The 22,724-nt window shown below is 64.4% G+C and carries 19 protein-coding genes; 8 read left to right on the plus strand and 11 right to left on the minus strand.

Annotated elements, in window-relative coordinates:
* The 3 genes from IVB36_RS23565 (at position 1) to IVB36_RS23575 (ending at position 3,286) form a co-directional block, all read left to right on the plus strand.
* On the plus strand, positions 1-957 hold the full coding sequence (locus tag IVB36_RS23565) for a sugar ABC transporter permease (protein ID WP_018453845.1): 957 nt from the start codon (positions 1-3) through the stop codon (positions 955-957).
* On the plus strand, positions 950-1,846 hold the full coding sequence (locus IVB36_RS23570; protein WP_018453844.1) for a carbohydrate ABC transporter permease: 897 nt from the start codon (positions 950-952) through the stop codon (positions 1,844-1,846). Before IVB36_RS23565 ends, IVB36_RS23570 begins: the two co-directional genes overlap by 8 nt.
* 84 nt (positions 1,847-1,930) lie before the next feature.
* On the plus strand, positions 1,931-3,286 hold the full coding sequence (locus IVB36_RS23575) for an esterase-like activity of phytase family protein (RefSeq protein WP_247294061.1): 1,356 nt from the start codon (positions 1,931-1,933) through the stop codon (positions 3,284-3,286).
* A gap of 192 nt (positions 3,287-3,478) precedes the next feature.
* On the opposite strand, the gene IVB36_RS23580 is transcribed toward IVB36_RS23575, so the two are convergent.
* Both IVB36_RS23580 and IVB36_RS23585 read right to left on the minus strand, forming a co-directional pair.
* Positions 3,479-5,155 carry a mucoidy inhibitor MuiA family protein gene (locus tag IVB36_RS23580; RefSeq protein WP_247393219.1) on the minus strand — a complete coding sequence of 559 codons (1,677 nt, stop codon included), beginning with the start codon at positions 5,153-5,155 and terminating at the stop codon, positions 3,479-3,481.
* A gap of 150 nt (positions 5,156-5,305) precedes the next feature.
* Positions 5,306-5,926, minus strand: coding sequence for a response regulator (locus IVB36_RS23585; protein ID WP_026232606.1), 621 nt, complete (start codon positions 5,924-5,926; stop codon positions 5,306-5,308).
* Between the two features lie 202 nt (positions 5,927-6,128).
* Here IVB36_RS23585 and IVB36_RS23590 point away from each other — a divergent pair, with 202 nt between their 5' ends.
* The gene (locus IVB36_RS23590) at positions 6,129-7,145 is read left to right on the plus strand and encodes an AraC family transcriptional regulator (protein ID WP_247393221.1); all 1,017 of its coding nucleotides are present in this window, start codon (positions 6,129-6,131) and stop codon (positions 7,143-7,145) included.
* A 13-nt stretch (positions 7,146-7,158) separates the two neighbouring features.
* On the opposite strand, the gene IVB36_RS23595 is transcribed toward IVB36_RS23590, so the two are convergent.
* From IVB36_RS23595 to IVB36_RS23605, 3 genes are read right to left on the minus strand one after another with little or no spacing between them, the layout of a single operon-like run.
* Positions 7,159-7,794, minus strand: a complete 636-nt coding sequence (locus tag IVB36_RS23595) for a GNAT family N-acetyltransferase (protein WP_018453839.1) — start codon at positions 7,792-7,794, stop codon at positions 7,159-7,161.
* Positions 7,795-7,816: 22 nt separating this feature from the next.
* Positions 7,817-8,467 carry a CoA transferase subunit B gene (locus IVB36_RS23600; protein WP_007596236.1) on the minus strand — a complete coding sequence of 217 codons (651 nt, stop codon included), beginning with the start codon at positions 8,465-8,467 and terminating at the stop codon, positions 7,817-7,819.
* 15 nt (positions 8,468-8,482) lie between these two features.
* A complete protein-coding gene (locus IVB36_RS23605; protein WP_018453837.1) occupies positions 8,483-9,190 on the minus strand; it encodes a CoA transferase subunit A in 708 nt (235 codons plus the stop codon).
* Between the two features lie 289 nt (positions 9,191-9,479).
* Here IVB36_RS23605 and IVB36_RS23610 point away from each other — a divergent pair, with 289 nt between their 5' ends.
* The 4 genes from IVB36_RS23610 to IVB36_RS23625 all read left to right on the plus strand — a co-directional run bounded on the left by IVB36_RS23610 (position 9,480) and on the right by IVB36_RS23625 (position 14,799).
* Positions 9,480-11,408, plus strand: a complete 1,929-nt coding sequence (locus IVB36_RS23610; protein ID WP_162496341.1) for an AsmA family protein — start codon at positions 9,480-9,482, stop codon at positions 11,406-11,408.
* Positions 11,409-11,616: 208 nt separating this feature from the next.
* Complete coding sequence (locus IVB36_RS23615; RefSeq protein WP_018453835.1) at positions 11,617-13,002, plus strand: ABC transporter substrate-binding protein; 1,386 nt, start codon at positions 11,617-11,619, stop codon at positions 13,000-13,002.
* Positions 13,003-13,078: 76 nt separating this feature from the next.
* Positions 13,079-13,951: a sugar ABC transporter permease gene (locus tag IVB36_RS23620; protein ID WP_018453834.1), complete on the plus strand. Its 873-nt coding sequence runs from the start codon at positions 13,079-13,081 to the stop codon at positions 13,949-13,951.
* The gene (locus IVB36_RS23625) at positions 13,948-14,799 is read left to right on the plus strand and encodes a carbohydrate ABC transporter permease (RefSeq protein WP_018453833.1); all 852 of its coding nucleotides are present in this window, start codon (positions 13,948-13,950) and stop codon (positions 14,797-14,799) included. Before IVB36_RS23620 ends, IVB36_RS23625 begins: the two co-directional genes overlap by 4 nt.
* On the opposite strand, the gene IVB36_RS23630 is transcribed toward IVB36_RS23625, so the two are convergent.
* From IVB36_RS23630 to IVB36_RS23655, 6 genes are all read right to left on the minus strand, one after another.
* Positions 14,774-15,295: a DUF6622 family protein gene (locus tag IVB36_RS23630; protein ID WP_018453832.1), complete on the minus strand. Its 522-nt coding sequence runs from the start codon at positions 15,293-15,295 to the stop codon at positions 14,774-14,776. The genes IVB36_RS23625 and IVB36_RS23630 overlap by 26 nt on opposite strands.
* 12 nt (positions 15,296-15,307) lie before the next feature.
* Entirely contained in the window at positions 15,308-16,120 is an 813-nt protein-coding gene (locus IVB36_RS23635) for an ABC transporter permease subunit (protein ID WP_018453831.1), read from the minus strand.
* Positions 16,121-16,124: 4 nt separating this feature from the next.
* On the minus strand, positions 16,125-17,039 hold the full coding sequence (locus IVB36_RS23640) for an ABC transporter permease (RefSeq protein ID WP_018453830.1): 915 nt from the start codon (positions 17,037-17,039) through the stop codon (positions 16,125-16,127).
* Positions 17,036-18,205: an ABC transporter ATP-binding protein gene (locus tag IVB36_RS23645; protein ID WP_026232604.1), complete on the minus strand. Its 1,170-nt coding sequence runs from the start codon at positions 18,203-18,205 to the stop codon at positions 17,036-17,038. Before IVB36_RS23645 ends, IVB36_RS23640 begins: the two co-directional genes overlap by 4 nt.
* A 75-nt stretch (positions 18,206-18,280) precedes the next feature.
* A complete protein-coding gene (locus IVB36_RS23650; protein ID WP_026232603.1) occupies positions 18,281-19,738 on the minus strand; it encodes a glycerol-3-phosphate dehydrogenase in 1,458 nt (485 codons plus the stop codon).
* Positions 19,739-19,875: 137 nt separating this feature from the next.
* Positions 19,876-22,563 (minus strand): EAL domain-containing protein, encoded by a 2,688-nt coding sequence (locus IVB36_RS23655; RefSeq protein WP_018453827.1) that lies wholly within the window; start codon positions 22,561-22,563, stop codon positions 19,876-19,878.
* Positions 22,564-22,724 lie beyond the last annotated feature (161 nt).

A 22,724-nucleotide genomic window follows, 5' to 3' on the forward strand; every position in this document is an offset into this window, starting at 1 on the left:
ATGTCCGTGACCACACTCTCTTCTCCTGCCCTCGTGCACCGGCAACCCTCCTGGCTGGTGCGCCTGTTCGACTACAAGCCGTTCCTGATCGTGATGTGCCTCGCACCTGCGATCGGGCTGCTCACGGTGTTCCTGACCTATCCGCTCGGCCTCGGCATCTGGCTCGCCTTCACCGACACGACGATCGGCAGAAAAGGCGTCTTCGTCGGCTTCGAGAATTTCCAGTATCTGCTCACCGATTCCCTGTGGTGGAACGCGGTGTTCTACAGCGTGGTCTACACGGGGATCGCGACCTTTGGAAAGTTCGCGCTCGGCTTCTGGCTCGCACTGCTGCTCAACAACCATTTTCCGTTCAAGAGCCTGTTGCGTGCGATCATCCTGATGCCCTGGATCGTGCCGACGGTGCTCTCGGCGCTGGCGTTCTGGTGGATCTACGATCCGCAGTTCTCGATCATCTCCTACCTTCTGGTCGACGTGCTGCACTGGCGCACCACCAATATCGACTTCCTCGGCTCGCCCTGGCCGGCGCGCTTCTCGCTGATCGCCGCCAATATCTGGCGCGGCATTCCCTTCGTCGCGATCTCGCTGCTGGCGGGCCTGCAGACCATTTCGCCCTCGCTCTACGAAGCCGCGATGCTCGATGGCGCCAGCGCCTGGCAGCGGTTCCGCTACATCACCTTCCCGATGATGATGCCGATCCTCGCGATCGTCATGACCTTCTCGATCATCTTCACCTTCACCGATTTCCAGCTGGTCTACGCCATCACCCGGGGCGGCCCCGGCAACTCAACCCATTTGCTGGCAACGCTGGCCTTCCAGCGCGGCATTGCGGGCGGCGAGCTCGGCGAGGGCGCGGCGATTGCGGTGTCGATGATCCCGTTCCTCGTGTTCGCAACGCTGTTCTCTTATTTCGGCCTGGCGCGCCGCAAATGGCAGCAGGGAGAGAGCAATGACTGATACCGCCGCCGAGCCGGCCGCCGTCGCCACCACGCCGCCGGACACCATGGCCTGGGATTCCGGGCTGCGGCGGCTGATGATGATCTATCTGCCGCTCGGCTGCTTCGTGCTGATCCTCCTATTTCCGTTCTACTGGATGACGATCACGTCTTTCAAGCCGAACGCAGAGCTGATGAACTACAAGGAGCACAACCCTTTCTGGATCTCCTCGCCGACGCTGGCCCACATCAAGCACCTGTTGTTCGACACCGCCTATCCGCGCTGGCTGTGGACGACGATGCTGGTCGCGGTCGGGGCGACTACGCTGTCGCTGATCGCGAGCACGCTGGCCGCCTATGCGATCGAGCGCCTGCGCTTCCGCGGCAGTCCCTATGTCGGCCTCGGCATTTACATGGCCTATCTCGTGCCGCCGTCGATCCTGTTCATTCCGCTCGCGACCGTGGTCGTGCAGTTCGGCCTGTTCGACAGCCCGCTTGCGTTGATCCTGGTCTACCCGACCTTCCTGGTGCCGTTCTGCACCTGGCTCCTGATCGGCTATTTCAAGTCGATCCCCTACGAGCTCGAGGAATGCGCGCTGGTGGACGGTGCCACCAGGCTCCAGATCCTGCGGCGGATCACGCTGCCGCTGGCGGTGCCCGGCCTGATCTCGGCCGGCATCTTCTCCTTCACGCTGTCCTGGAACGAGTTCATCTACGCGCTCGCCTTTATCCAGAGCGGCGCCAACAAGACGGTGCCGGTCGCGATCCTGACCGAGCTCGTCACCGGCGACGTCTATCAGTGGGGCGCGCTGATGGCGGGCTCGCTGCTCGGCTCGCTGCCGGTTGCGATCTTCTACTCGCTGTTCGTCGATTACTACGTGTCGTCGCTGACGGGCGCGGTCAAGGAGTAGCTGTCGGCTGCGGCGTTTGGCCCGGTTTCACAAAACTGCAATGCGCGGTCCGCATAAGACGGCCTCCGTTAACAGGAGACGCACATGCGCGCGACTTTGCTTAGTACCGTCGCAACGATCATTCTGACCGCGAGCTCCGCGCTGGCGCAGAGCGAAGGCGAATTCCCCGCCAAGCTCGCCGGCCACGTCGTGATGCCGGCCGCCACGTTCATCGACGCGCCGGCTGATGCTCCCGCCGATCTCAAGACATCCGGTAAATACACCACCGGGAAGCGGGTCGACGCGCTCGGCACGGTGATGGGCAAGTCCTATGAGCGGGCCACCGGCGTGTCGCTGCCGTTCAAGGGCCAGCCGCTGCAGGGCCATTCCGGTATCAAGTCGATGGGGGACGGCACTTTCTGGGTCATCACCGACAACGGCATGGGCGCGCGCGCCAATTCGCCAGATTCGATGCTGTACCTCAACCGCTACAGGATGGATTGGGCCGGCGGCAAGATCGAGCGGCTGGAGACCGTGTTCCTGCACGATCCCGACAGACGCGTGCCGTTCCGCATCGTGCATGAAGACACCGAGAGGCGTTACCTCACCGGCTCCGACTTCGACACCGAAGGTTTCCAGATTATCGGCGACACCTTCTGGATCGGCGACGAGTTCGGCCCCTACATCCTGAAGGCCGACAAGACCGGCAAGATTCTGGCCGTATTCGAGACGGTCGCCGACGGTAAGCCCGTGCGATCGCCGGATCATTGGGCGGTGGCGACCCCGGGCGCGCCGGGTGCGACCTACACCAACGTCAACCTCCGACGCTCCAAGGGTTACGAGGGCTTCGCCGCCTCGAAAGGCGGCAAGTTTCTCTACGGCCTGCTCGAGGGGCCGCTCTGGGATGCCGAGAAAAAGGACTGGGAGAAGGTCGACGGCAAGGAAGCCTCGCGCATCCTCGAATTCGACGTCGCCGCGGAAAAATTCACCGGCCGCTACTGGCAGTATGTGTTCGAGCAGAACGGCAATGCCATCGGCGACTTCAACATGATCGACCCGAGCGCCGGCCTGATCATCGAGCGCGACAACGGCGAAGGCACGCCCGAAAAGGCCTGCCCGCAAGGCACCCGCGGCGAGAACTGCTTCCCCGACGTGGCCAAGTTCAAGCGCGTCTACAAGATCGAGCTCACCGACGCCAATGTCGGCAAGCCCGTGCGCAAGATCGGCTACATCGACCTCCTGAAGATCAGGGATCCCGACAAGAAGGCGAAGAAGCCGCTCAATGACGGCGTCTACACGTTCCCGTTCTTCACCATCGAGAACGTCGATCGTGTCGACGAAACCCACATCATCGTCGGCAATGACAACAATCTGCCGTTCTCGTCCAGCCGCGATCCCAACAAGGCCGACGACGACGAGTTCATGCTGCTCGATGTCGCGGACTTCCTGAAGGCGAAGTAAGCCAGCGCTCTCTCAACGCGGGTCATCGCCCGGCTCGACCGGGCGATCCAGTACGCCGCGGCGCCAGCGATCAAATCGTGAGGCCGCGGCGTACTAGATGCCCCGCCCTCGTGCGTAACTGCGCACTAGGCGGGACATGACGGACAGTGAGCGAGCACGAGGTAAAGACAACTCGCACCTCGGCGCCGCACATCAACCCGCCGGCACGATCACCATGCTCTTGTCCTTCGGCCAGCGAATGCGCCAGACGAAGTTGATGTCCTTGACCTCGCCGGGCTTGGCGTCGAACGACCATTCCAGCACGCCGCGCCGGTCGCGAATGTTGCTTGCGGTCGGCGGCGTGGTCGCAGGCAGCATCTCGACGAGGATGTCCTCGTTCTCGCTGACCGGCAATTGATCCTCAATCGCGACCTTGATCGGGAAGTCGTGACCATTGCGGATCGTCGTCTTGAACGATCGCTCGTCGGTCTTCGACGTCGTGACCAGGAGACCGGCCGAACCTTCGTTGCGCTTGAGCACCGCGCGCTCGATCCTGACCTTGTCGTCGGCGCCGAAGCCGAGCCGCACGATATCGTCCTTGGCCGAAGCCGAGAGTTTGCCGCGGTCGACGAAAGTCCCGTCGCGATAGATTGCGACCTTGCCCGGCAACAGGCTCGTGTCGTCGGTCTGCTTGAAGCTCGCTTCGAGGAAGGCGGTGGGGTCCATCACCGGTGCCGCGCGCACCATGAGATCGGCGGGCACGGTCATCGAGGCGATGCGCAGGCTCTTGGCGCCCTCGGCGGCCCCGAGGCTGACGCGGCCGGGAATTTTGTAGGTGGCCTGGAAGTCACCGATCTCGGCGACCGCCTGCTGCTCTTCGGCGCGTTCGCGGATATCGTCCGCCGCCTTGGCCGCGGAAGTTTCCATCTTGCGCTGCTGCATGGGCGCCGCCGCAGGCATTGCCGAATCCGAAACTGAGCCCAGCGCCCGCGGCTTCGGCACTTGCGGATACTGCGCGACCAGCGAATTCAGCTCCGGCGCGCTGCCGCCGCGGCCGATGCGGACCGTGGAGACGCCGAGCGCGACGTTCGACCAGTCCTCGCCGGTCGCCTGCGTGACCTCGGCGCGGCGGACAAGCTCGAGCTGCGGTTTGCGGTCCTTCGCGCCGGTATCGAGCCGGGCGTCGTAGAGCGGCAGCCAGCGCGCATTACGCACATTGTAGGTGACCCGCAACGTCGCCTTGGTTGCTGCCGGCGCCGCGATGTCCATGCGGACTTCGAGCTTGCTCGGCGGCTTGGCCTTGCGCTCGACTTCGAGCTGGGCGATCTGCCGATCGATCTCGCGCATCTTGCGCGTGGCGTCGCGAACGGCGGTATCGGCGCTCGCAATTTCGTCGCCAACGGCGGCAAAGGCCGTGCGCCATTCGGCAATCGGCCGCGCCTCGCCCTTGTCGCCGATGCCCGCGGGAGAGGCTTCCGCAAAGTGCTCCGCGAATTTGCGCCGCGCAATGGCCGAGTCGATCGCGCCTTGCAGGTCGGCGCGCTGGTCGTTCAGCGCCTCGATGCGCTTGTCCAGCTCCGGCAGATTGACCGGCGCCGCACGCGGCGTTCGCGCATCGATCGTACCGATGGTGAGCTTCGCTCCCCCCTCACCCTCCACCCGGATCGAGGAGGTGTCGAGACCAAGCGGGAAGTCCTTGGCAATGAGCGTCGAGTCACCAGACGGCAGGTCCACCGCGATGACGCGGGTGACGGTCGCGCCATCGGGGTAAACCGTAACGGTATCGATCGCCGATGTGGCGTCCAATTCGGCGGCCCATGACCACGACGCGAATGCCGTGGTCACCAGAACCAGGCTCGTCGTTGCCAAACATTTTGCGGTGATGTGCATCAAGTCCCTCCTCCAAGTCATCGCCGCCGCCAGCCGGACGCGCGATCCAATGCCTCGCCAACACGGTTGGACGCGGCAGGGGAGGAACTGGTTCGATTGGGGTTTCCGTGGGGCGCCGCCGCGGCGGCAGCAAGGCCCGCGACGGAGCGCTTAATCCTGAGGGGTAGAACCCTGCGCGAAGATGCGGCGAAGCAGGTCCGTCACGTTCTTCGCACCGGCCTTCCTCAGAATGCCGGCGCGATAGCCCTCGACCGTGCGCGCGCTCAGATGCATGCGCCGGGCGATCTCCTTGTTGGTCAGGCCCGCGGCGAGATGCTCGAGCACGTCGCCTTCGCGCGCGGACAGGGGTTCGCAGCCGGGCAACCACCGCTGCCGGTTGGAGCCCGGCTGCGCGAACTCGTCGATGGCGGCATCGATCCGGTCGACGATGTCGCGGGTGCGGAACGGCTTCTCGATGAAGTCGGCCGCGCCGCTCCTGATGGCATCCACCGCCATGGCGATGCTGCCGTTTGTCGCGGTCACCAGCACCGGCGCCATGCAGTTTTCCTCGCGCAGGCGCTTGAGCACGTCGAGACCGGAGCGATCGGGCGGCATCTCCAGCAGCACGCAGGCCGGCATCCGCGCCTTGGCCTCCGAGAGCAGAGACGCGCCGTCGGCGAAGCAGATCACGTTGTATGCGCTTTGTTGAAGCGCGGTGGACAATTGTTCGCGGGAGGCGGCATCGGTGTCGATGACGAATACCTCACCCTTGGAAAGCATGTTCCCCGGCATAATTCCGATCCAGCAATGTCTTGGGTCAAATGGTCCGAGACGGCAGCGGGGCCTCGTCGCGCCGCGCCGTCATATGCACGGCATTCACGCCCGTGCTTCGGTTTTACTTATGTATGTTCCACCCGGTTCCCGGATTTGACGGATCGGGACAGAAACTTTACATTTCGGGACATCTGCGGGATGTCCGGCAGGAACGGGTCGCATGACCGACCTCATTCGCAGCGCGGGCTTGAGCTATTACCCGGAGGTCGCCCGGTCGGTCGGGCTCGACCCCAAACACATGATGCGCAAGGTCAGGCTGCCGCTGGCCTGCCTCGACAAGCCCGACACGCCCATTGCCGTCACCGGTCTCCGCCGTCTGCTCGAATTGTCGGCCGAGGCGTCCGGCGCCGAAGATTTCGGCTTGCGGCTTGCTGAACGCGGCGGGCTGACCAATTTCGGCGCGGTCGGCCTGATCGTGCGCGAACAGGCGACCGTTGGTGAAGCCATCGAAGCCTTCTCGCGCTTCATCCCGATCCATCACGACGGCATGAAGCTGGACGTCACCCGCAACAAGCAGACCGTGACCGTCACGCAGCACCTGCGCGGCCGGCAGCCGACCGCGCCGCGCCAGTCGATCGACATGGCGCTCGGCAGCGTCCACCGCATCATCCAGTCGCTGTTCGGCAGCGATTGGCGGCCGCAGGAAGTTCACCTGCATTACCCACCGCCGCTCGACCGCAAACGCTACCGCGAGTTCTACGGCTGCCGTGTGACCTTCAATGCGGAGGCCGATTCGATCCTGTTGTCGGCACACGACATGGAGCGCCGGATCCCGAGCGCGCATCCGCTGATCGCGAGCTATCTGCGCAAGCGGATCGAGGCGATCGAGACGCGGCCGGCAAGCTGGGAGGAGAAGGTCGACGAGGTCGTGCGTCTCCTGCTCGCCGGCGGCGACTGCACGGTCGAGCGCGTCGCCGAACACCTCGCCTGCACCCGGCGTACCATCCACCGCCACCTCGCCGAAGCCGGCACCAGCTTCTCGGCCATTCTCGACGCGCAGCGCGCCGATCTCGTGGTCCAGCTCATCGACGACCCCGGCCGGCCGCTGGCCGACATCGCCGTGCAGCTCGGCTTCTCCGCACGGAGCGCCATGGCCCGCTGGTTTCGCGGCCATTTCGGCTGCACCATCACCGCATGGCGCAAAGGCGCCCGGCCATTGGCGGCAACGGCGGCTTGATTTTCAAGACCGATCACATCACCCGCGCAAACATGCGAAAGCCCGGCGCACCGATGATCGCCTCGAAGGCAGGATCGCGCTTCTCCTCGGCAAGGACAAAGCCGGCCTTGGTATAAGCGCGCTCGGCGGGCTCGTTGCCGATCAGGAACGATATTGTCGCCCGTGCACATCCAGCCGCTCGCCCCTTCTCCAGCGCATGCGCGATCAGTGACTGCACCAGGCCGCGGCCGCGATAGGCGGGATCGGTCGCGACATGCTCGATCATCCAATCGCCTTCGCCGCCCTGAACCCAGCAGGCGCGGGTGTAGCCGCCGCGTTGACGGATGGCCTCCAGCTCTGCCGCGGCGATTCCGGACGCGGCTGCGACTTCCTCGATCGCACGCCAAGCCGCTGGTCCCGTGCCGGCCGCCGGTAGCGCACACAAGGCGGCAGCAGGCTTGCCATCGATCTCGGCGACCAGAAATTGCGAGACGTGCCACATCGACACCGCGCGAGCGGCTGCGACGTGCGCGATGAAATCGCGGCACTGTGTTTCAGGCCAACCGAGCGCAACGTCGAACCAGCCGCGCGGCCGGTAGCCGCGCTGCGATGAAAGGATGGTTTGTGCGATGAAATCGGCGTCTTCGGGACGCGCAGACCGTATCGTCATGCGCGCCCCCTTCGCGAAAACCTTACGTGTTCTTCAGTGCGACGCGAAATTCGGCCTCGGTCTTGGCCTTGACCTCGTCGAGCGAGACGCCGTCGGCGAGCTCGATCAGCGCCATGCCGCCGCTGCCGTGCTTGTCGATGGTGAAGACGGCCAGGTCAGTCACGACCATGTCGACCACGCGCTCGCCGGTCAGCGGCAAATTGCACTGCTTCAGGAGCTTTGGACCGTCCTTGGCCGAATGCTCCATCACCACGACCACGCGCTTGACGCCGGCGACGAGATCCATCGCGCCGCCCATGCCCTTGACCATCTTGCCGGGGATCATCCAGTTGGCGAGATCGCCGTTCTGGGCCACCTGCATGGCGCCGAGGATCGACAGATCCATGTGGCCGCCACGGATCATGCCGAAGGAATCCGCGCTCGAGAAATACGAAGTCGACGGCAGTTCGCTCACGGTCTGCTTGCCGGCGTTGATGAGATCGGCGTCCTCTTCGCCCTCGTACGGGAACGGGCCCATGCCGAGCATGCCGTTCTCGCTCTGAAGGCTGACGTCCATGCCGTCCGGGATGTAGTTCGAGACCAGCGTCGGAATGCCGATGCCGAGATTGACGTAATAGCCGTCACGCAGTTCCTTCGCGGCGCGCGCAGCCATCTGTTCACGGGTCCAGGCCATCTTAGTCTCCTGATCTCAAGCTGCCGTGCGCGGGCGGGTGTTGCGGAATTCGATGCGCTTCTTGGCCGTTCCGACCTCGACGATGCGCTTGACGAAAAGACCGGGCGTGTGGATGTGGTCGGGATTGAGTTCACCGGCCGGAACCAGATGCTCGACCTCGGCCACCGTGACCCTGGCGGCGGTCGCCATCATCGGGTTAAAGTTGCGCGCGGTCTTGCGATAGATGAGGTTACCTGCGGTGTCGCCCTTCCAGGCGTGGACGATGGCGAGGTCGGCGAACAGGCCGCGCTCCATCAGGTATTTCTGTCCGTCGAATTCTTTCACTTCCTTGCCTTCGGCGATCAGCGTGCCGACGCCGGTCTTGGTGTAGAAGGCCGGAATGCCGGCGCCGCCCGCGCGGATGCGCTCGGCCAGCGTGCCCTGCGGATTGAATTCGAGTTCCAGCTCGCCGGCGAGGAATTGCTGGGCGAACAGCTTGTTCTCCCCGACATAGGACGAGATCATCTTCTTGATCTGGCGGGTTTCGAGCAGGCGGCTGAGGCCAATGCCGTCGACGCCGGCATTGTTTGAGACCACCGTCAGGTCCTTGACGCCGGAGTCGCGGATCGCGTCCGACAGCGTCTCGGCGATGCCGCAGAGGCCGAAGCCGCCCGACATAATCATCATGCCGTCTTTCAGAACGCCCTCGAGAGCCGACTTGGCGTCGGGATAGACCTTGTTCATGCAAATTACCTTCGAGTGAACCTTCGGCTTGCAGGCGTCGCGCCTTAGTGGCGGCGATTATTAGGCGAAATCGTCCGAAGCCGTCAATGATACGGGGTTCTCCGCTCCGCCCCCGGGTGATAGAAGCTGCCCAAGCCGTGGGCGCAACCGTTCCCGCGGCCTTGAAAGCGACAAGAAAACCCATCAAGTTGCGGCACTTAACACAATAGGTCTTGGGCGTGGGGCGCGCAGGTTTCCCAGCCCGCCTTCTGGCTCCAGCGACCAACTCGATCAGGACATGCCATTGACCATGGCCCAAGGAATGAAGCGCCTCGGGACGCCGATCGCGGCGCTGCTCGGCGTGGCGCTGATCGCCCTGATCGCGACCTCATGGCTCATCAACCGCGACGCACTGCGCAAGGCCGTGGAAACGCAGATCCGCGACGTCACCGGACTCGAGGTCAACGTCGCAGGCGCGATCGACATTTCGGTGCTGCCGGCAAGCTACATCTCCTTCCATGACGTCGGGCTGAAGGGCGGCGGCACCAGCGATCCCGCGCTCCATGTCGACGTTCTCACCGCGAACCTGCGGCTGCTGCCGCTGCTGCTGCAACGGTTCGAGATCGCCGACCTGACGCTGCTGCGGCCGCGCATCCATGTCAGCCTGAAGCCGGACGGTGAAAGCAACTGGACACCGTTCATCCAGACCATCGCGCGCACCATGAAGCCTGGCGCCGAGAATCAAGTGTCGTTCTCCGAGATCCGGATCCAGGACGGCGTGCTCAATTACGAGGACGCCGCCACGCACGGCACCGAGAAGCTCGAGGACATCGACCTGTCGCTGGCCTGGCCCTCGATCTCGCGCTCCTTCGCTGCGACCGGACAATTCGACTGGCGGGGCGAACGGGTCGACGGCTCGATCAGCTTTTCCGATTTCGTCGCCGCCCTCTCCGGCGAGCGCTCGGGGTTGAAGGCGCGGATCGCGAGCGCACCGCTCAAGCTCGCCTTCGACGGCAGCGTCGCCAATCGCACCAGCCCGATGATGGAGGGTACGCTCACCATCGACAGCCCGTCCTTGCGCAACGCGCTGCGCTGGACCGGCCAGCCGCAGCCCGCCAGCGGCGGCTTCGGCCGTTTCGCGCTGAAGGCGCGGGCCAATGTCGTCGGCGCGTCGATCGCGCTCACCAACGTCAATGTCGAGCTCGACGGCAACACCGCCGAGGGCGTGATGACCTACGCCAATAACGGCCGGCAGACGCTGCAGGCGACGCTCGCAGCCGACGCGCTCGACTTCACCCCCTATATCTCGACTTTCCGCCTGCTCGCGAGCGGCGCGCGCGACTGGAACAGGCAGCTGTTCGATCTCAACGCCTTGTCGACCACCGACCTCGACATGCGCCTGTCGGCCGCCAAGCTGACGGTCGGGACGTCGAAACTCGGCCGCACCGCGATCGGCGCGAATCTCCGCAACGGCACGCTGGCGCTCTCGGTCGGCGAGGCCCAGGTCTATGGCGGCATCGCCAAGGGCTCGTTCGGCATCGCGCGCTCCGACACCGTCGCCGACATCAAGGCGCAATTCCAGTTCACCGACGTCGACCTTCAGGCCTGCGCCTCCGAGCTGTTCGGCATCAACAAGCTGTCCGGGCGCGGCAACATCAACGTCTCGCTCCTCGCGTCCGGCTCGAGCCCGTTCGGCCTCGTGCAGTCGCTCGACGGCAGCGCCACAGTGACCGGGCATGACGGCGCGATCGCGGGCTTCAATGCCGAGCAGCTCCTGAAGCGGCTCGAGCGGCGGCCGCTGTCCGGCGGCGGCAATTTCCGCAACGGCTCTACCCCTTACGACAATCTCACCATCGCGGTGAAGTTCTCCGACGGCGTCGCCACCGCCGAGGACATCCGCGTCGAAGGACCGGCGGCGAAGATCACCATGACCGGTACCGCCTCGGTGCCGACGCGCGAATACGACATGAAGGGCGTGGCCAGCCTCAACAGCGCGTCGGGGTTCGAATTGCCCTTCGTGGTGCAGGGCCCCTGGGACGACCCCCTCGTCTTCCCCGATCCGGAAAGCCTGATCCGCCGTTCGCCGGCCTCTGCGCCCCTGCTCGACATGCTGAAAGACCGCAAGCCGGGCGACGCGGTGCGCTCCGCGATTGAGCGCATCACCGGCACCGGAAAACGTCCCGCACCGGCCGAAGCGCCGACGGCGGAGAACGCCAAGGAAGGCGCGAAGTCCAATTAAGGACGGCGATCAAGCGGCGCCAGCAGATCGGCGCGAATTGATCAGGGCGAATTGATGCGGCGATTGGATCGATGCGCACATTAAGCATCTCCTCTCGCCCGACACCCCACGACCTATGTCTGACAAGAAGCCGCTAGATCGGATAGCGGCCATGCGCTAGTGTTTTATACGACCGGTTAAAAACACCGGCCGTTTGAGGGAGAAAAACGTGAAATCCAAGGTTATTGGCGCAGTATCACTGGCGGTCGCTGCGGCCGGGCTGTTTGCAGCCGCTGCACCCGCATTTGCGCAGCAGAAGACGATTACGGTCTGGTGGGGCAAGGGCTTCTACCGCTCCGAAGACGACGCGCTGCTCGAGACAATCAAGAAGTTCGAAGCCAAGACCGGCATCAAGGTCGAATTGTCGCAGTACGCGATCCAGGACATGATTCCGAAGACGGTCGCCGCACTCGATTCAGGCACCGTGCCCGATGTTGCCTATTCCGACACCTACGACGTGCAGGTCCAGGGCAAGTGGGCCTACGAAGGCAGGCTCGAGGACCTCTCAGACATCATGGAGCCGATCAAGGATCGGTTCGTGCAGAACACGCTGGATGCGTCGATCCTCTATAACGACGTCACCAAGAAGAAGGCCTATTACGGCTTCCCGCTGAAGCAGCAGAGCATGCATGTCGAGATCTGGAACGACATGCTTGAGAAGGCCGGCTTCAAGCTCGCCGACATCCCGACCGACTGGGAAGGCTACTGGACGTTCTGGTGCGACAAGGTGCAACCGGGGATCCGCAAGGCGACCGGCCAGCGCGTCTACGGCGTCGGCCAGCCGATGGGCGTGGAATCCACCGACGCTTTCCAGTCGTTCTACACCTTCATGGATGCCTATCACGTCAAGCTGGTCGACGACGACGGCAAGCTTACGGTCGACGATCCCAAGGTCCGGGAGAACCTGATCAAGGCGATGAAGGACTACACCGACACCTACATCAAGGGCTGCACCCCGCCGTCCTCGACGACCTGGAAGGATCCCGACAACAACGTCGCGTTCCACAACAAGACCATCGTGATGACCCACAACTTCACGATCTCGATCGCGGCGAAGTGGTTCGAGGATTCCCAGAACCAGACGCTCACGCCCGAGCAGCGCGAAGCCGGCAAGAAGGCCTATGGCGAGGACATCATCACCGCGTCCTTCCCGAAGGCTCCGGACGGTTCGACGATCCGCTACCGCTCGGACGTCAAGACCGGGCTGGTCTTCTCCGTGGCCAAGAACAAGGCCGAGGCCAAGCAGTTCATCGCCTTCCTGCTCCAGGAAGAGAACGTCCGCCCCTATATCGAGGGTGCGCTCGGCCGCTGGTTCCCGGTGACGAAGGAAAGCCAAGAGAGCCCGTTCTGGCAGGCTGACCGGCATCGCAAGGCGGTCTACTCGCAGTTCAAGGGCGGCACCGCCGCGTTCGACTTCACCAAGAACTGGAAGTTCACCATCCTGAACAACGAGAACGTCTGGGCCAAGGCGATGAACCGCGTGGTCAGCGAGAAGGTGCCGGTGGACAAGGCGGTCGACGAGCTGATCGCCCGCATCAAGGCGGTCGCGGGCTGATCTCGGACTGCAATAAGGTATATGCTAATACCGGTCGCGGCTCTCCGCGACCGGTTGCTTTCGGTGGGTATGCGATATGGCGATCACACTTTCCGGCTCAGACACAATTCCGGCCCCTCCCCTGTCGGCGCGCCTGACCACGCAGCAGGTCTGGGGCATCTTGCTGCTTGTGCCCTATCTACTCGTCTTCCTGGCCTTCGTCGTCTATCCCGTCGGCTACGGCCTGTGGCTGGCGCGCAGTCCGGCGAACTATGTCGCGCTGTACAACGACCCGATCTTCGCGCGCGCCGCGGTCAACACGCTGATCTTCCTGGTCATCGGCATCAACGTGAAGATGCTGATCGCGCTGTTCCTGTCCGGCTTCTTCGCCCAGCAGCGCCCCTGGATCAAATGGCTGTCGGTGATCTTCATCCTGCCCTGGGCGGTGCCGTCGATCCCGACCATCCTGTCGGTCCGCTTCATGCTCAATCCCGAATGGGGCATGGTCAACCATTTCATCTTCTCTCTCACCGGCGATGACGGGCCGAACTGGCTGAACGATCCGACGGTCGCGCTGACCATGGCGATCGCCGTGCATATCTGGAAGTCGCTGCCGTTCTGGACGCTGATCCTGCTGACCGGGCGGCTCGCGATCCCGCAGGATCTGTACGAGGCGTCCGAGGTCGACGGCGCCAGTCCGTGGCAGAAATTCCGCTTCATCACCTGGCCGTCGATGCAGATGCTCTACGTCACCTGCACGCTGCTCTCGATGATCTGGACGCTCGGCGACTTCAACAGCGTCTATCTGCTCACTGGCGGCGGGCCGGCCGACCTCACGCACGTGCTGTCGACACTCGGCATCCGCTATCTCCGGCTCGACCAGCTCTCGCTTGCGATGGCCTCTATCGTCTGCGCGATACCGCTCGTGCTGCCGCTGATATACTTCATGATGAAACGGTTGTCGCGATGAAGCTTCCCACCCTCCGCGAAGTTGGCACCGAAGCCAAGCTCCTGCTGATCGGCATCCCGGTCTTCATCTGGACCATGATTCCGATCTACCACATGTTCCTGTTCGCGATCTCGCCCAAGGAGGACGCGTTCTCGGGCAAGCTGTGGCCGGATCATCCGACGCTGCACAACTTTCACATCGTGTTCTACCAGGAGCACTATTTCCTGCGAGACTTCTGGATCCAGTTCTGGAACTCGACGGTGATCGCGCTGGCCGCAGGCGCGCTGACCTTGTTCGTCGCGACCGCCGCCGCATTCTCGATCTCGCGGCTTAAGGCGCCGGGCGGCCGCTGGGTGATGAATCTCGCGCTGTTCACCTACTTCATCCCGGCGGCGTTCCTCGCCGTGCCGATGTACCGCACCATGGGCAACTACGGCCTGCTCAACAATCACTGGTCGCTGATCCTGGCGATGGTGACAATCGCTTCGCCTTACGCGATCTGGGTGCTGAAGCAGGCGTCCGACAAGCTGCCGGTCGAGCTCGACGAGGCCGCCGTGATGGACGGCGCGACCACGCTGCAGCTGTTCCGCCTGGTCTATGTGCCGCTGATGATGCCCTCGCTGGTCGCGATCGGCACCTATGCCGTGCTGCTGGCCTGGAACGAATATCTCTACGCGTTCCTGCTCTTGTCCAAGGACACCGATATCACGCTGCCGGTCGCGCTCGGCAACTTCCTCGCCGCCGACGACTCGCCGTGGGAGCTGTTGATGACCACCGGCTTCATCTACGCGCTGCCGCCGGCCGCGGTCTATTACGCCTTCAAGCGCTACATGGTGGGCGGGCTCACGGCCGGTGCGGTGAAGTCCTGAGATCCACGGCGCGCTTTCTTTGGTAGGCAACCAGCAGCGCGATCATCGAGCCGATGAAATAGCCCGCGGTCGCGCCCGAAATCGCGCGGCCGACGACGAGTGCGAGTGCACGGTCGCTCGCATCGACCGCCGAGATCACGCCGACCGCATACTGCAGAGAGAATATGACGAGGTTGCGGATCAGCGCAAAGGCGCCACCCGCGCGGATGATCTCGCCTGTCTTGTGATCGACGTCGAACGGACGCGACGTTAATACGCCGATCGGCAACAACACCAATGCGGCCCCGCCCCAGGCAACCAGCGGCCACGCGCTATCCTGATGTCCGAAGCCAATCCGCGAAATGCCCCAGACGATGAATACGATCGGAACGATCAGCGCACGCCAGATCGGCGTCTTGCGCGGCTGCATCGCCTTGATGCCCTGCCAGACCAGATAGGCGAGCAAGGTCCAGACCCAGAGCGGCGTATGCACCAGGACCTGATAGGCAAACGTCATCATCGCCTCCCGTTATAGCGGCGCCGCGCTCTCGCCCTGCGAGCTCGACAGTTTCGAGGCGAGCGAGGCGATGACGATGACAACAGCAATCAAGGCGATCACCAGCGTGCAGATCGCGTTGATCTCGGGCTTCACTCCGAGCCGCACTTCCGAATAGATCCGGATCGGCAGCGTCGCCGAGCCGGGGCCGGTGGTGAAGCTCGCGATCACGAGATCGTCCAGCGACAGCGTGAAGGCGAGCATCCAGCCCGCGACGATCGCAGGCGCGATCAGCGGCAGCGTTACGGCCACGAACGCGCGCAGGGGGTCGTAGCCGAGATCCATCGCGGCCTCTTCCAAGGAGCGGTCGAGCGAGCCGAGGCGGGACTGCACGACGACGGCGACGAAGCACATCGTCAGCGTGGTATGGGCGATCGTCACCGTCCAGAAGCCGCGCTCCGCGTTTAGCGCCACGAACAGCAGCAGCAGCGACAGTCCGGTGATCACCTCCGGCATCACCAGCGGCGCATAGAGCATGCCGGAGAACAGGGTGCGGCCGCGAAACCGCTCGCCGCGCGACAGCGCCACGGCGGCGAGCGTGCCGATCAGGGTCGCAATGGTTGCCGACGAAACCGCGACGCGCAGGCTCATCCAGGCCGCCTCGATCATGGCGCGGTCATTGAAGAACTCGTGATACCAGCGCAGCGACCAGCCACCCCACACCGTCACCAGCCGCGAGGCATTGAAGGAATAGATCACGAGGATCAGGATCGGCAGATAGAGGAAGGCCAGACCCAGCGAAAGCGAGGCGACGTTGAAGCGGGACAGACGGGAGACCTTGCGCATCGCCTCACCGCCCCTGTTCCAGCTGCCGCTTCTGCAGCCGTTCGTACAGCAGCAGCGGGACCAGCAGCACCACCAACAACACGATGGCCGCGGCGGAGGCGACCGGCCAGTCCTTGTTAGTGAAGAATTCGAGCCACAAGGTCTGGCCGATCATCAGCGCATTGGAGCCGGCCAGGAGATCCGGAATGACGAACTCGCCGACGATGGGGATGAAGCACAGCAGCACGCCGGCGCCGACGCCGGGCAGCGACAGCGGGAAGGTGACGAGCCAGAACACCTGCCAGCGCGGCGCGCCGAGATCGGAGGCGGCCTCCTCCAGCACCGGCTCCATTTTGGCCAGCGTGGCGTAGAGCGGCAGGATCATGAACGGCAGGTAGGAATAGACGATGCCGATATACATCGCGCTGTCGGTGGAGAGCCACACCACGGGCTGACTAACCAGATGCAGCGCCAGCAGTATCTGGTTGAGCAGGCCGTCGTGCTGGAGGATGTTGATCCAGGCATAGATCCGGATCAGGAACGAGGTCCAGAACGGCACGATCACCAGCACCATCGCCACGGCCTGCCAGCGCGCCGGCAGCCGCGCCATGCCGTAGGCGATGGGATAGCCGATCAGGAGCAACAGCGCGGTCGCGGTGACGGCGACGGTGAGGCTACGCACATAGGCGAACACGTAGATATCGTCGGAGACGAGCAGCCTGAAATTGTCGATCGACAGCGCGGCAAAGGCGGCCTTCAGCGCCCCCCATCCCGCCATCAGGTCGAACACCGGCTCGTAAGGCGGCTGCGCGATCGCCGTCTGCGACAGGCTGATCTTCAGCACGAAGCCGAACGGCACCAGGAAGAACAGCACCATCCAGACATAGGGCGCGATCGCGGCAAAGTGAGCCGGTCGCGCAAAAATGCGGCGCCCGCTCATGACGGCAGCACCACGCAGTCGTCGGGCGTGAACCAGGCGACGACAGGCTGGCCCACGCTGTAGGCGTCGACGTCAAGGCGCGCGCTGTTGGCGACCGACGCCTGCACCGTCCCGCCGGCCTCGAGCTTCACCTTGTAAGTGGTGGTGCCGCCGAGATAGCAGATGTCGGCGATCACGCCGTCCAGCTGGTTGATCGCCGTCTCATGACCGGCCTCCCTCGCCGGCCCACGGCGCGACAGCTTGACCTTCTCGGGGCGGATCGCAACCGATAATCTGACCTCACCGAACGGCTCGCGCGGCTCCGCCACCACCAGCGGTCCCGCATCGCGCGTGCCTATGACCAGACGATGACCGTCGCGCAATTTGGACTTGGCGTCGAACAGGTTGATGTCGCCGACAAACTCCGCGATCCAGCGCGAGCGTGGCGCCTCGTAGAGTTCGCGGGGACTCGCGACCTGCGCCAGCCTGCCGTCCCTCATCACGCCGATCCGGCTCGCCATCGTCATCGCCTCTTCCTGGTCGTGGGTGACGATGATGAAGGTCATGCCGAGCCGGCGCTGAAGCTCCATCAGTTCGCCTTGGGTGCTTTCGCGCAGCTTCTTGTCCAGCGCTGCGAGCGGCTCATCGAGCAGAAGGAGCTGCGGGCGTCGCGCCAGTGCACGCGCCAACGCCACGCGCTGGCGCTGTCCCCCGGAGAGCTGGTCGGGCTTGCGCTTCTCGAGTCCGTCGAGCTTCACCAGCGCAACCATCTCCGCCACACGCGTGGCGATGTCTGCGCGCGCCATACCGGCGCGCTTCAGGCCGAAGGCGATGTTGTCGCGCACCGACAGGTGCGGAAACAGCGCGTAGTTCTGGAACATCATGTTGATCGGCCGCTCATGCGGCAGCGCCTGCGCGATGTCCTTGCCGCCGAGCAGAATGCGCCCTTGATCCGGCGCTTCGAAACCGGCGAGCATGCGCAGAAGCGTGGTCTTGCCGCAGCCGCTGGGCCCGAGCAGCGCAAAGAACTCGCCGGCCTTGATGTCGAGCGAGACGCCATCGACGGCCCGGAACGTCCCGAACGTCTTGGCGACGCCCTCGATGCGCAGCAACGGCTCGCCGGCCGCGAGCTGCGTCTCTCCGACCGCAGCCGCAGCCGCGTCTGTTCTGGGCAACTCGTCAGTCATGGTTCCTGCCAACCCCAATCAAGCCGCACGCTAGCGGCCGATCGTCCCTCACTCAACCGGTTAGAGGCCGTTCGTTCACGCATTCGCCATGAACGCAGCCAGCGCATTGCATTCCCCCGCTGACATCGTCAGGCCGAGCTTGGAGCGGCGCCACAGGATGTCCTCGGGAAAACGCGCCCATTCGTGGGTCATGAGATAGCGCACCTCGGCCCCGGTCAGTTCGGGACCGAAGGCGGGGCCGAGATCGTCCCGGGTCTTCGCCTCGGCAAGCACAGCCGATAGCCGCGAGCCATAGGCCGCGACGAGGCGTTGGGCCTGCGCCTCCGAGAGAAAGCGCCAGCGGTCACGCGCAAGATCGACCTCGGTGTCGAAACGATCCCAGGCAAAATCTCCGCCCGGCAGCGCCGCGCCTGCGGTCCAGGGCGGCGACATCGGATAGAACGGCGTCAACTTCGTCACCGCGCGCTCCGCCCGCAGGCGCGAGGTGGTGACGTCACCGCCAAACATCGTGATCAGCGGCGCCTTGCGCCGTCGCGCGTCGAACAGCGTCGTGCCATCACGCCCGCGCGCGGACGCCAGCGTCAGGTTGACGCCGGAGACCGCGCGCACCACGTCGGTCGGGGCAACGCGCTCGCGGAAATAGCGACTGGCCGCTTCGCAGAGATAGCTGACGTCGGCCCCCCGCATCGCGACGATCGCAGGATCGCCGGTGAAATCGTGCGTGACTGTTCCAATCAGTGTGAAATCGCGCGCGATAGGACTCGCGAAGATCAGCCGGCCATCGCTGTTCTGGAAGACGTAGACGTTATCGGAATCGAACAATCGCGGGACGATGATCTGGCTCATCTGCATCGCCGCCACGGCGGGTTGCGGCTGCCGTAGCACGGTCTCGGCGACCATCGACGTCCAGCCGCCGGTGGCGTTGGCCAGTGCCCGGGCCGTGATCGTGCGACGATGGCCGCGGTCGACCACCGCGAGCCGCCATGTGTCGGTTCGATCGGCGCGCACACAGCGCGCTCCAGTCCGAATCACGGCGCCGCGCTCGGCCGCATCCAGTGCCGTGAGCACCACCAGTCGGGAATCGTCGACGACGCAATCCGAATATTCGAAGGCCGTGCCGAATGGTCGTTTCAGCGCGTTGCCGACCGGATGATGCGTGATGTCGAGGGTCGCCGTTGCAGGCAGGCCGCTCCGGCTGGTGAGGCTGTCGTAGAGGAGCAGGCCGACGCGCAGCAGCCATGGTGGGCGCTCGTCGGAATGCGCCGGGATCACGAAGCGCATCGGCCGAACCAGATGCGGCGCGATCCGGAGCCAGATCCGGCGCTCAGCGAGCGCCCGGCGCACCCGGCGGAAGCCGCGCCGTTCCAGAACCGACAGGTCGCCGTGGATCAGCCGCGGCGTTGCCGACGACGCCGCGCCGCCCAGATCGCCCTGCTCCAACAGGATGACCCGCAGGCCGCGGCCGGCGGCATCGCGCGCGAGGCTGACACCGTTCAGGCCGCCGCCGATGATCGCAAAATCGTAATCCGCCATGAAGCCGTCGAATGGGAGCGAAACGCTCGCCATCTCTAGAGCCATTTCCCTTCCGATGAAATCGGAACGGGGCTCTAGATTCTGGTTTGGCGCGTTCTCTTGACGCGAACCCGCATCCGCTGCGCTCGAAAAACGCTCTAGCCGGTCTTGAGCGCAAGCTCCATGACTTCGGCACGACCGACGAGGCCGGCATATTTCCCGATCGGCAGTGGCTTGCCGAGCAGATAGCCCTGCACGCCGTCACAGCCTTCCGCGGCGAGGAAGGCGAGTTGTTCCAGCGTCTCGACGCCTTCGGCGACGATCGACATTTCCAGGCCATGGCCGAGATCGATCACCGCGCGCACGATCGCCGCCGATTGCGGGTTGCGGCCGAGATTGATGATGAAGGCGCGGTCGATCTTGATCTTGTCGAACGGGAACGCCTGGAGATAGCTCAGCGAGGAATAACCGCTGCCGAAATCGTCCATGGAGATGCGCACGCCGAGCGCCTTGAGCCGGCGCAGCAGCGCCAGACCGCGATCGAAGTCCTCGATCAGCACGCCCTCGGTGATCTCGAGCTCGAGCCGACCGGGTGCGAGACCCGTCTCGAGCAGGATGGAATGCACGAGCCCGACCACGTCGCCGTGCATGAACTGCGCCGGCGACAGGTTGACCGCGATCTGAAGCGGCTTCGGCCAGGACGCGGCCTCGCGGCAGGCTTCGCGCAGGATCCACTCGCCCATCTCGACGATCAGGCCGCTTTCCTCCGCGATCGGGATGAATTCGGCCGGGGAGACCTGGCCGCGCACCGGATGCTGCCAGCGCGCCAGCGCCTCGAAGCCGATGATCTCGCTCTCGGCGACGCTGTGGCCCGCTGCTCCCTGCGGCTGGAAGGCGAGCGAGAGCTCGCCGTTCTTGATCGCCATCGAGAGATCCTGGTGCAGCACGCGGCGATCGCGGATCTGCTGGTCCATCTCCGGCTGGAACAGGCTGATCGTGCCGCGCGACTTCTGCTTGGCGCGGAACAGCGCCGCGCCGGCATTGGCGAGCAACGAGGCGGCGTCGGCGCCGTTGTGCGGGAAGATCGACATGCCGGTGGTGACGCCGGCGCGGACCGGGCGGCCGTCGATCTGGAATTCCTTAGCGACGGCATCACCGATCTGCTGCGCCAGCGCGAGACCTGCATCCGGCTGCTTACCGTCGATGATCAGGCCGAACTCGTCGCCGGACAGGCGCGCCACCACGCCGCCGCGCGCGGAGTCCTGGAGCCGCTGGGCCACCTCGACCAGGAGCTTGTCGCCGTGCGCATGACCGAAGACGTCGTTGACCTCCTTGAGACCGTCGAGATCGACGCACAGAACCGCGAACTCCTCGCCGGTGCCCTCGCAGGCCTCGATCATCTGGGTCAACGCCTGCAGGAAAGCGGCACGGTTCGGCAAATCGGTGAGGCCGTCGTGATAGGCCATGTGCGCCATGCGCGACTCGGTCTGCCGGCGATCGGTGACGTCCTCGTGGGTCTTGATCAGATATTGCGGCTCGCCGGTGTCGCTCAGCACGGTGGCGCGGCGGGTGAGGAACAGCCGCAGCCCGTCCTTTGTGGAGATCGGGTGCTCTTCGGTGATCATCCCACGCTTCTTGATCGCGGCTTCGTCGCGCGCGATGATCAGCTTGGCTTCCTTGGGATTGAAGATGTCGGACGCGGTCAGGCCTGTGGCTTCCTCGCGCCTGCGGTTGAGGATCGTCTCGGCGCTGCGGTTGGCGAGCAGGTAGCGGCCGTCCTTGACCTGCTCGACGATCAGGGCCACCGGGATGTTGTCGACCACGAGCTCGAGGAACTTCTTCGTGCTCTCCAGCTCCTTCGACAGCGAGCGGCGATCGGTGATGTCCTCGAACACGAGCATCAGGAATTCGGGCTTGTTGCTCTCGTTGCGGACAACGATCCGGATCGAGGCAACCATGCGTCGCTCACCGGCGCGGTCGACCTCGAATTCGTTGCGAAACTGGCCGTCCGGCGAATCGAGTGCCGTGCGGTCGGTCGCCTCGATGCTGTCCGCCGAGATCGGCGCAAACAGCTCGCGCGCGTTCTTGCCGACGACATGGTCGCGCGAGAAGCCCCAGAACCGCTCATAGGCGCTGTTGGCGAAGATGTAGCGACCATCCTCGATGTTCTTTGCGGCCACGCAGGCCGGCACGTTGTCCAGCACCGTTTCCAGGAACTGCTTGGTGGAGGCGAGCTGCCGCGACAGCCTGCGCTGCTCGCTGACGTCCAGATGCGTCGTCACCGAGCCGCCGTTGGGCAGCACGAAATATTTCACCAGGATGGCCCGCCCGTCCGGCAGTTCGGTGATCAAGCCGTTGGTGCTTGCCGCCTTCTCGTAGAACTCGTCGTTGGAGGCGGCGCCGAGCACCCCGCGCTTGCGTCGCAGCTCAAGGAGTTCGTAGCCGTTCATGTTGGCCCAGAGATCCGACCGCGCCAGGCCGTAAATCTCGATATAGCGGTCGTTGCAGAAGATGACGCGCCGCTGCGCATCCGTCATCACCACGCCCTGGTTGAGATTGTTCATGGCGGAGGAGACGAAGGCATTGCGCCGCAGCTGCAGACGCCTGGTCCGGCGCAGCGAGGAATGGATCCACAGCGCGATCGCGGCGAAGAACGAACAGATCACAATTCCCGCGATCAGGGCTTCCCAGATCACGTTGGGATCAAGCTCGCCGAGATAGCTCGGAGGGGTGAAGCTGTCTGAGAGGGCAAAGGCGCGCGCAGGCGCGACCGCTGCGGCCAGGCACACGACGGCCTGCACCGCAATCGGAAGCGCGCTGCCCGCGTGCCAGTTCTTCTCAGCCATCAGCCACCCGCGATTTCAACGTCGGATTGTCTGGCCTCGCGAGTTTGGATCGGGTAAACGCCTGTACGCGCAACGGAACAATGTGGCATCAAATACGGCAATTGCCCTGACATGATAAATGCTTCCTTAACGGAAAAAGCCCCCGCGTCGCCCTCCCCAGG

It is taken from the genome of Bradyrhizobium sp. 35 (assembly GCF_023073215.1).
GTDB classification, from domain to species: domain Bacteria; phylum Pseudomonadota; class Alphaproteobacteria; order Rhizobiales; family Xanthobacteraceae; genus Bradyrhizobium; species Bradyrhizobium canariense_D.

Coding starts and splice junctions, on each gene's coding strand:
- IVB36_RS23565 (WP_018453845.1), top strand. CDS start 1: ATGTCCGTGACCACACTCTCTTCTCCTGCCCTCGTGCACCGGCAACCC.
- IVB36_RS23570 (WP_018453844.1), top strand. CDS start 950: ATGACTGATACCGCCGCCGAGCCGGCCGCCGTCGCCACCACGCCGCCG.
- IVB36_RS23575 (WP_247294061.1), top strand. CDS start 1,931: ATGCGCGCGACTTTGCTTAGTACCGTCGCAACGATCATTCTGACCGCG.
- IVB36_RS23580 (WP_247393219.1), bottom strand. CDS start 5,155: ATGCACATCACCGCAAAATGTTTGGCAACGACGAGCCTGGTTCTGGTG.
- IVB36_RS23585 (WP_026232606.1), bottom strand. CDS start 5,926: ATGCCGGGGAACATGCTTTCCAAGGGTGAGGTATTCGTCATCGACACC.
- IVB36_RS23590 (WP_247393221.1), top strand. CDS start 6,129: ATGACCGACCTCATTCGCAGCGCGGGCTTGAGCTATTACCCGGAGGTC.
- IVB36_RS23595 (WP_018453839.1), bottom strand. CDS start 7,794: ATGACGATACGGTCTGCGCGTCCCGAAGACGCCGATTTCATCGCACAA.
- IVB36_RS23600 (WP_007596236.1), bottom strand. CDS start 8,467: ATGGCCTGGACCCGTGAACAGATGGCTGCGCGCGCCGCGAAGGAACTG.
- IVB36_RS23605 (WP_018453837.1), bottom strand. CDS start 9,190: ATGAACAAGGTCTATCCCGACGCCAAGTCGGCTCTCGAGGGCGTTCTG.
- IVB36_RS23610 (WP_162496341.1), top strand. CDS start 9,480: ATGGCCCAAGGAATGAAGCGCCTCGGGACGCCGATCGCGGCGCTGCTC.
- IVB36_RS23620 (WP_018453834.1), top strand. CDS start 13,079: ATGGCGATCACACTTTCCGGCTCAGACACAATTCCGGCCCCTCCCCTG.
- IVB36_RS23625 (WP_018453833.1), top strand. CDS start 13,948: ATGAAGCTTCCCACCCTCCGCGAAGTTGGCACCGAAGCCAAGCTCCTG.
- IVB36_RS23630 (WP_018453832.1), bottom strand. CDS start 15,295: ATGACGTTTGCCTATCAGGTCCTGGTGCATACGCCGCTCTGGGTCTGG.
- IVB36_RS23635 (WP_018453831.1), bottom strand. CDS start 16,120: ATGCGCAAGGTCTCCCGTCTGTCCCGCTTCAACGTCGCCTCGCTTTCG.
- IVB36_RS23640 (WP_018453830.1), bottom strand. CDS start 17,039: ATGAGCGGGCGCCGCATTTTTGCGCGACCGGCTCACTTTGCCGCGATC.
- IVB36_RS23645 (WP_026232604.1), bottom strand. CDS start 18,205: ATGACTGACGAGTTGCCCAGAACAGACGCGGCTGCGGCTGCGGTCGGA.
- IVB36_RS23650 (WP_026232603.1), bottom strand. CDS start 19,738: ATGGCGGATTACGATTTTGCGATCATCGGCGGCGGCCTGAACGGTGTC.
- IVB36_RS23655 (WP_018453827.1), bottom strand. CDS start 22,563: ATGGCTGAGAAGAACTGGCACGCGGGCAGCGCGCTTCCGATTGCGGTG.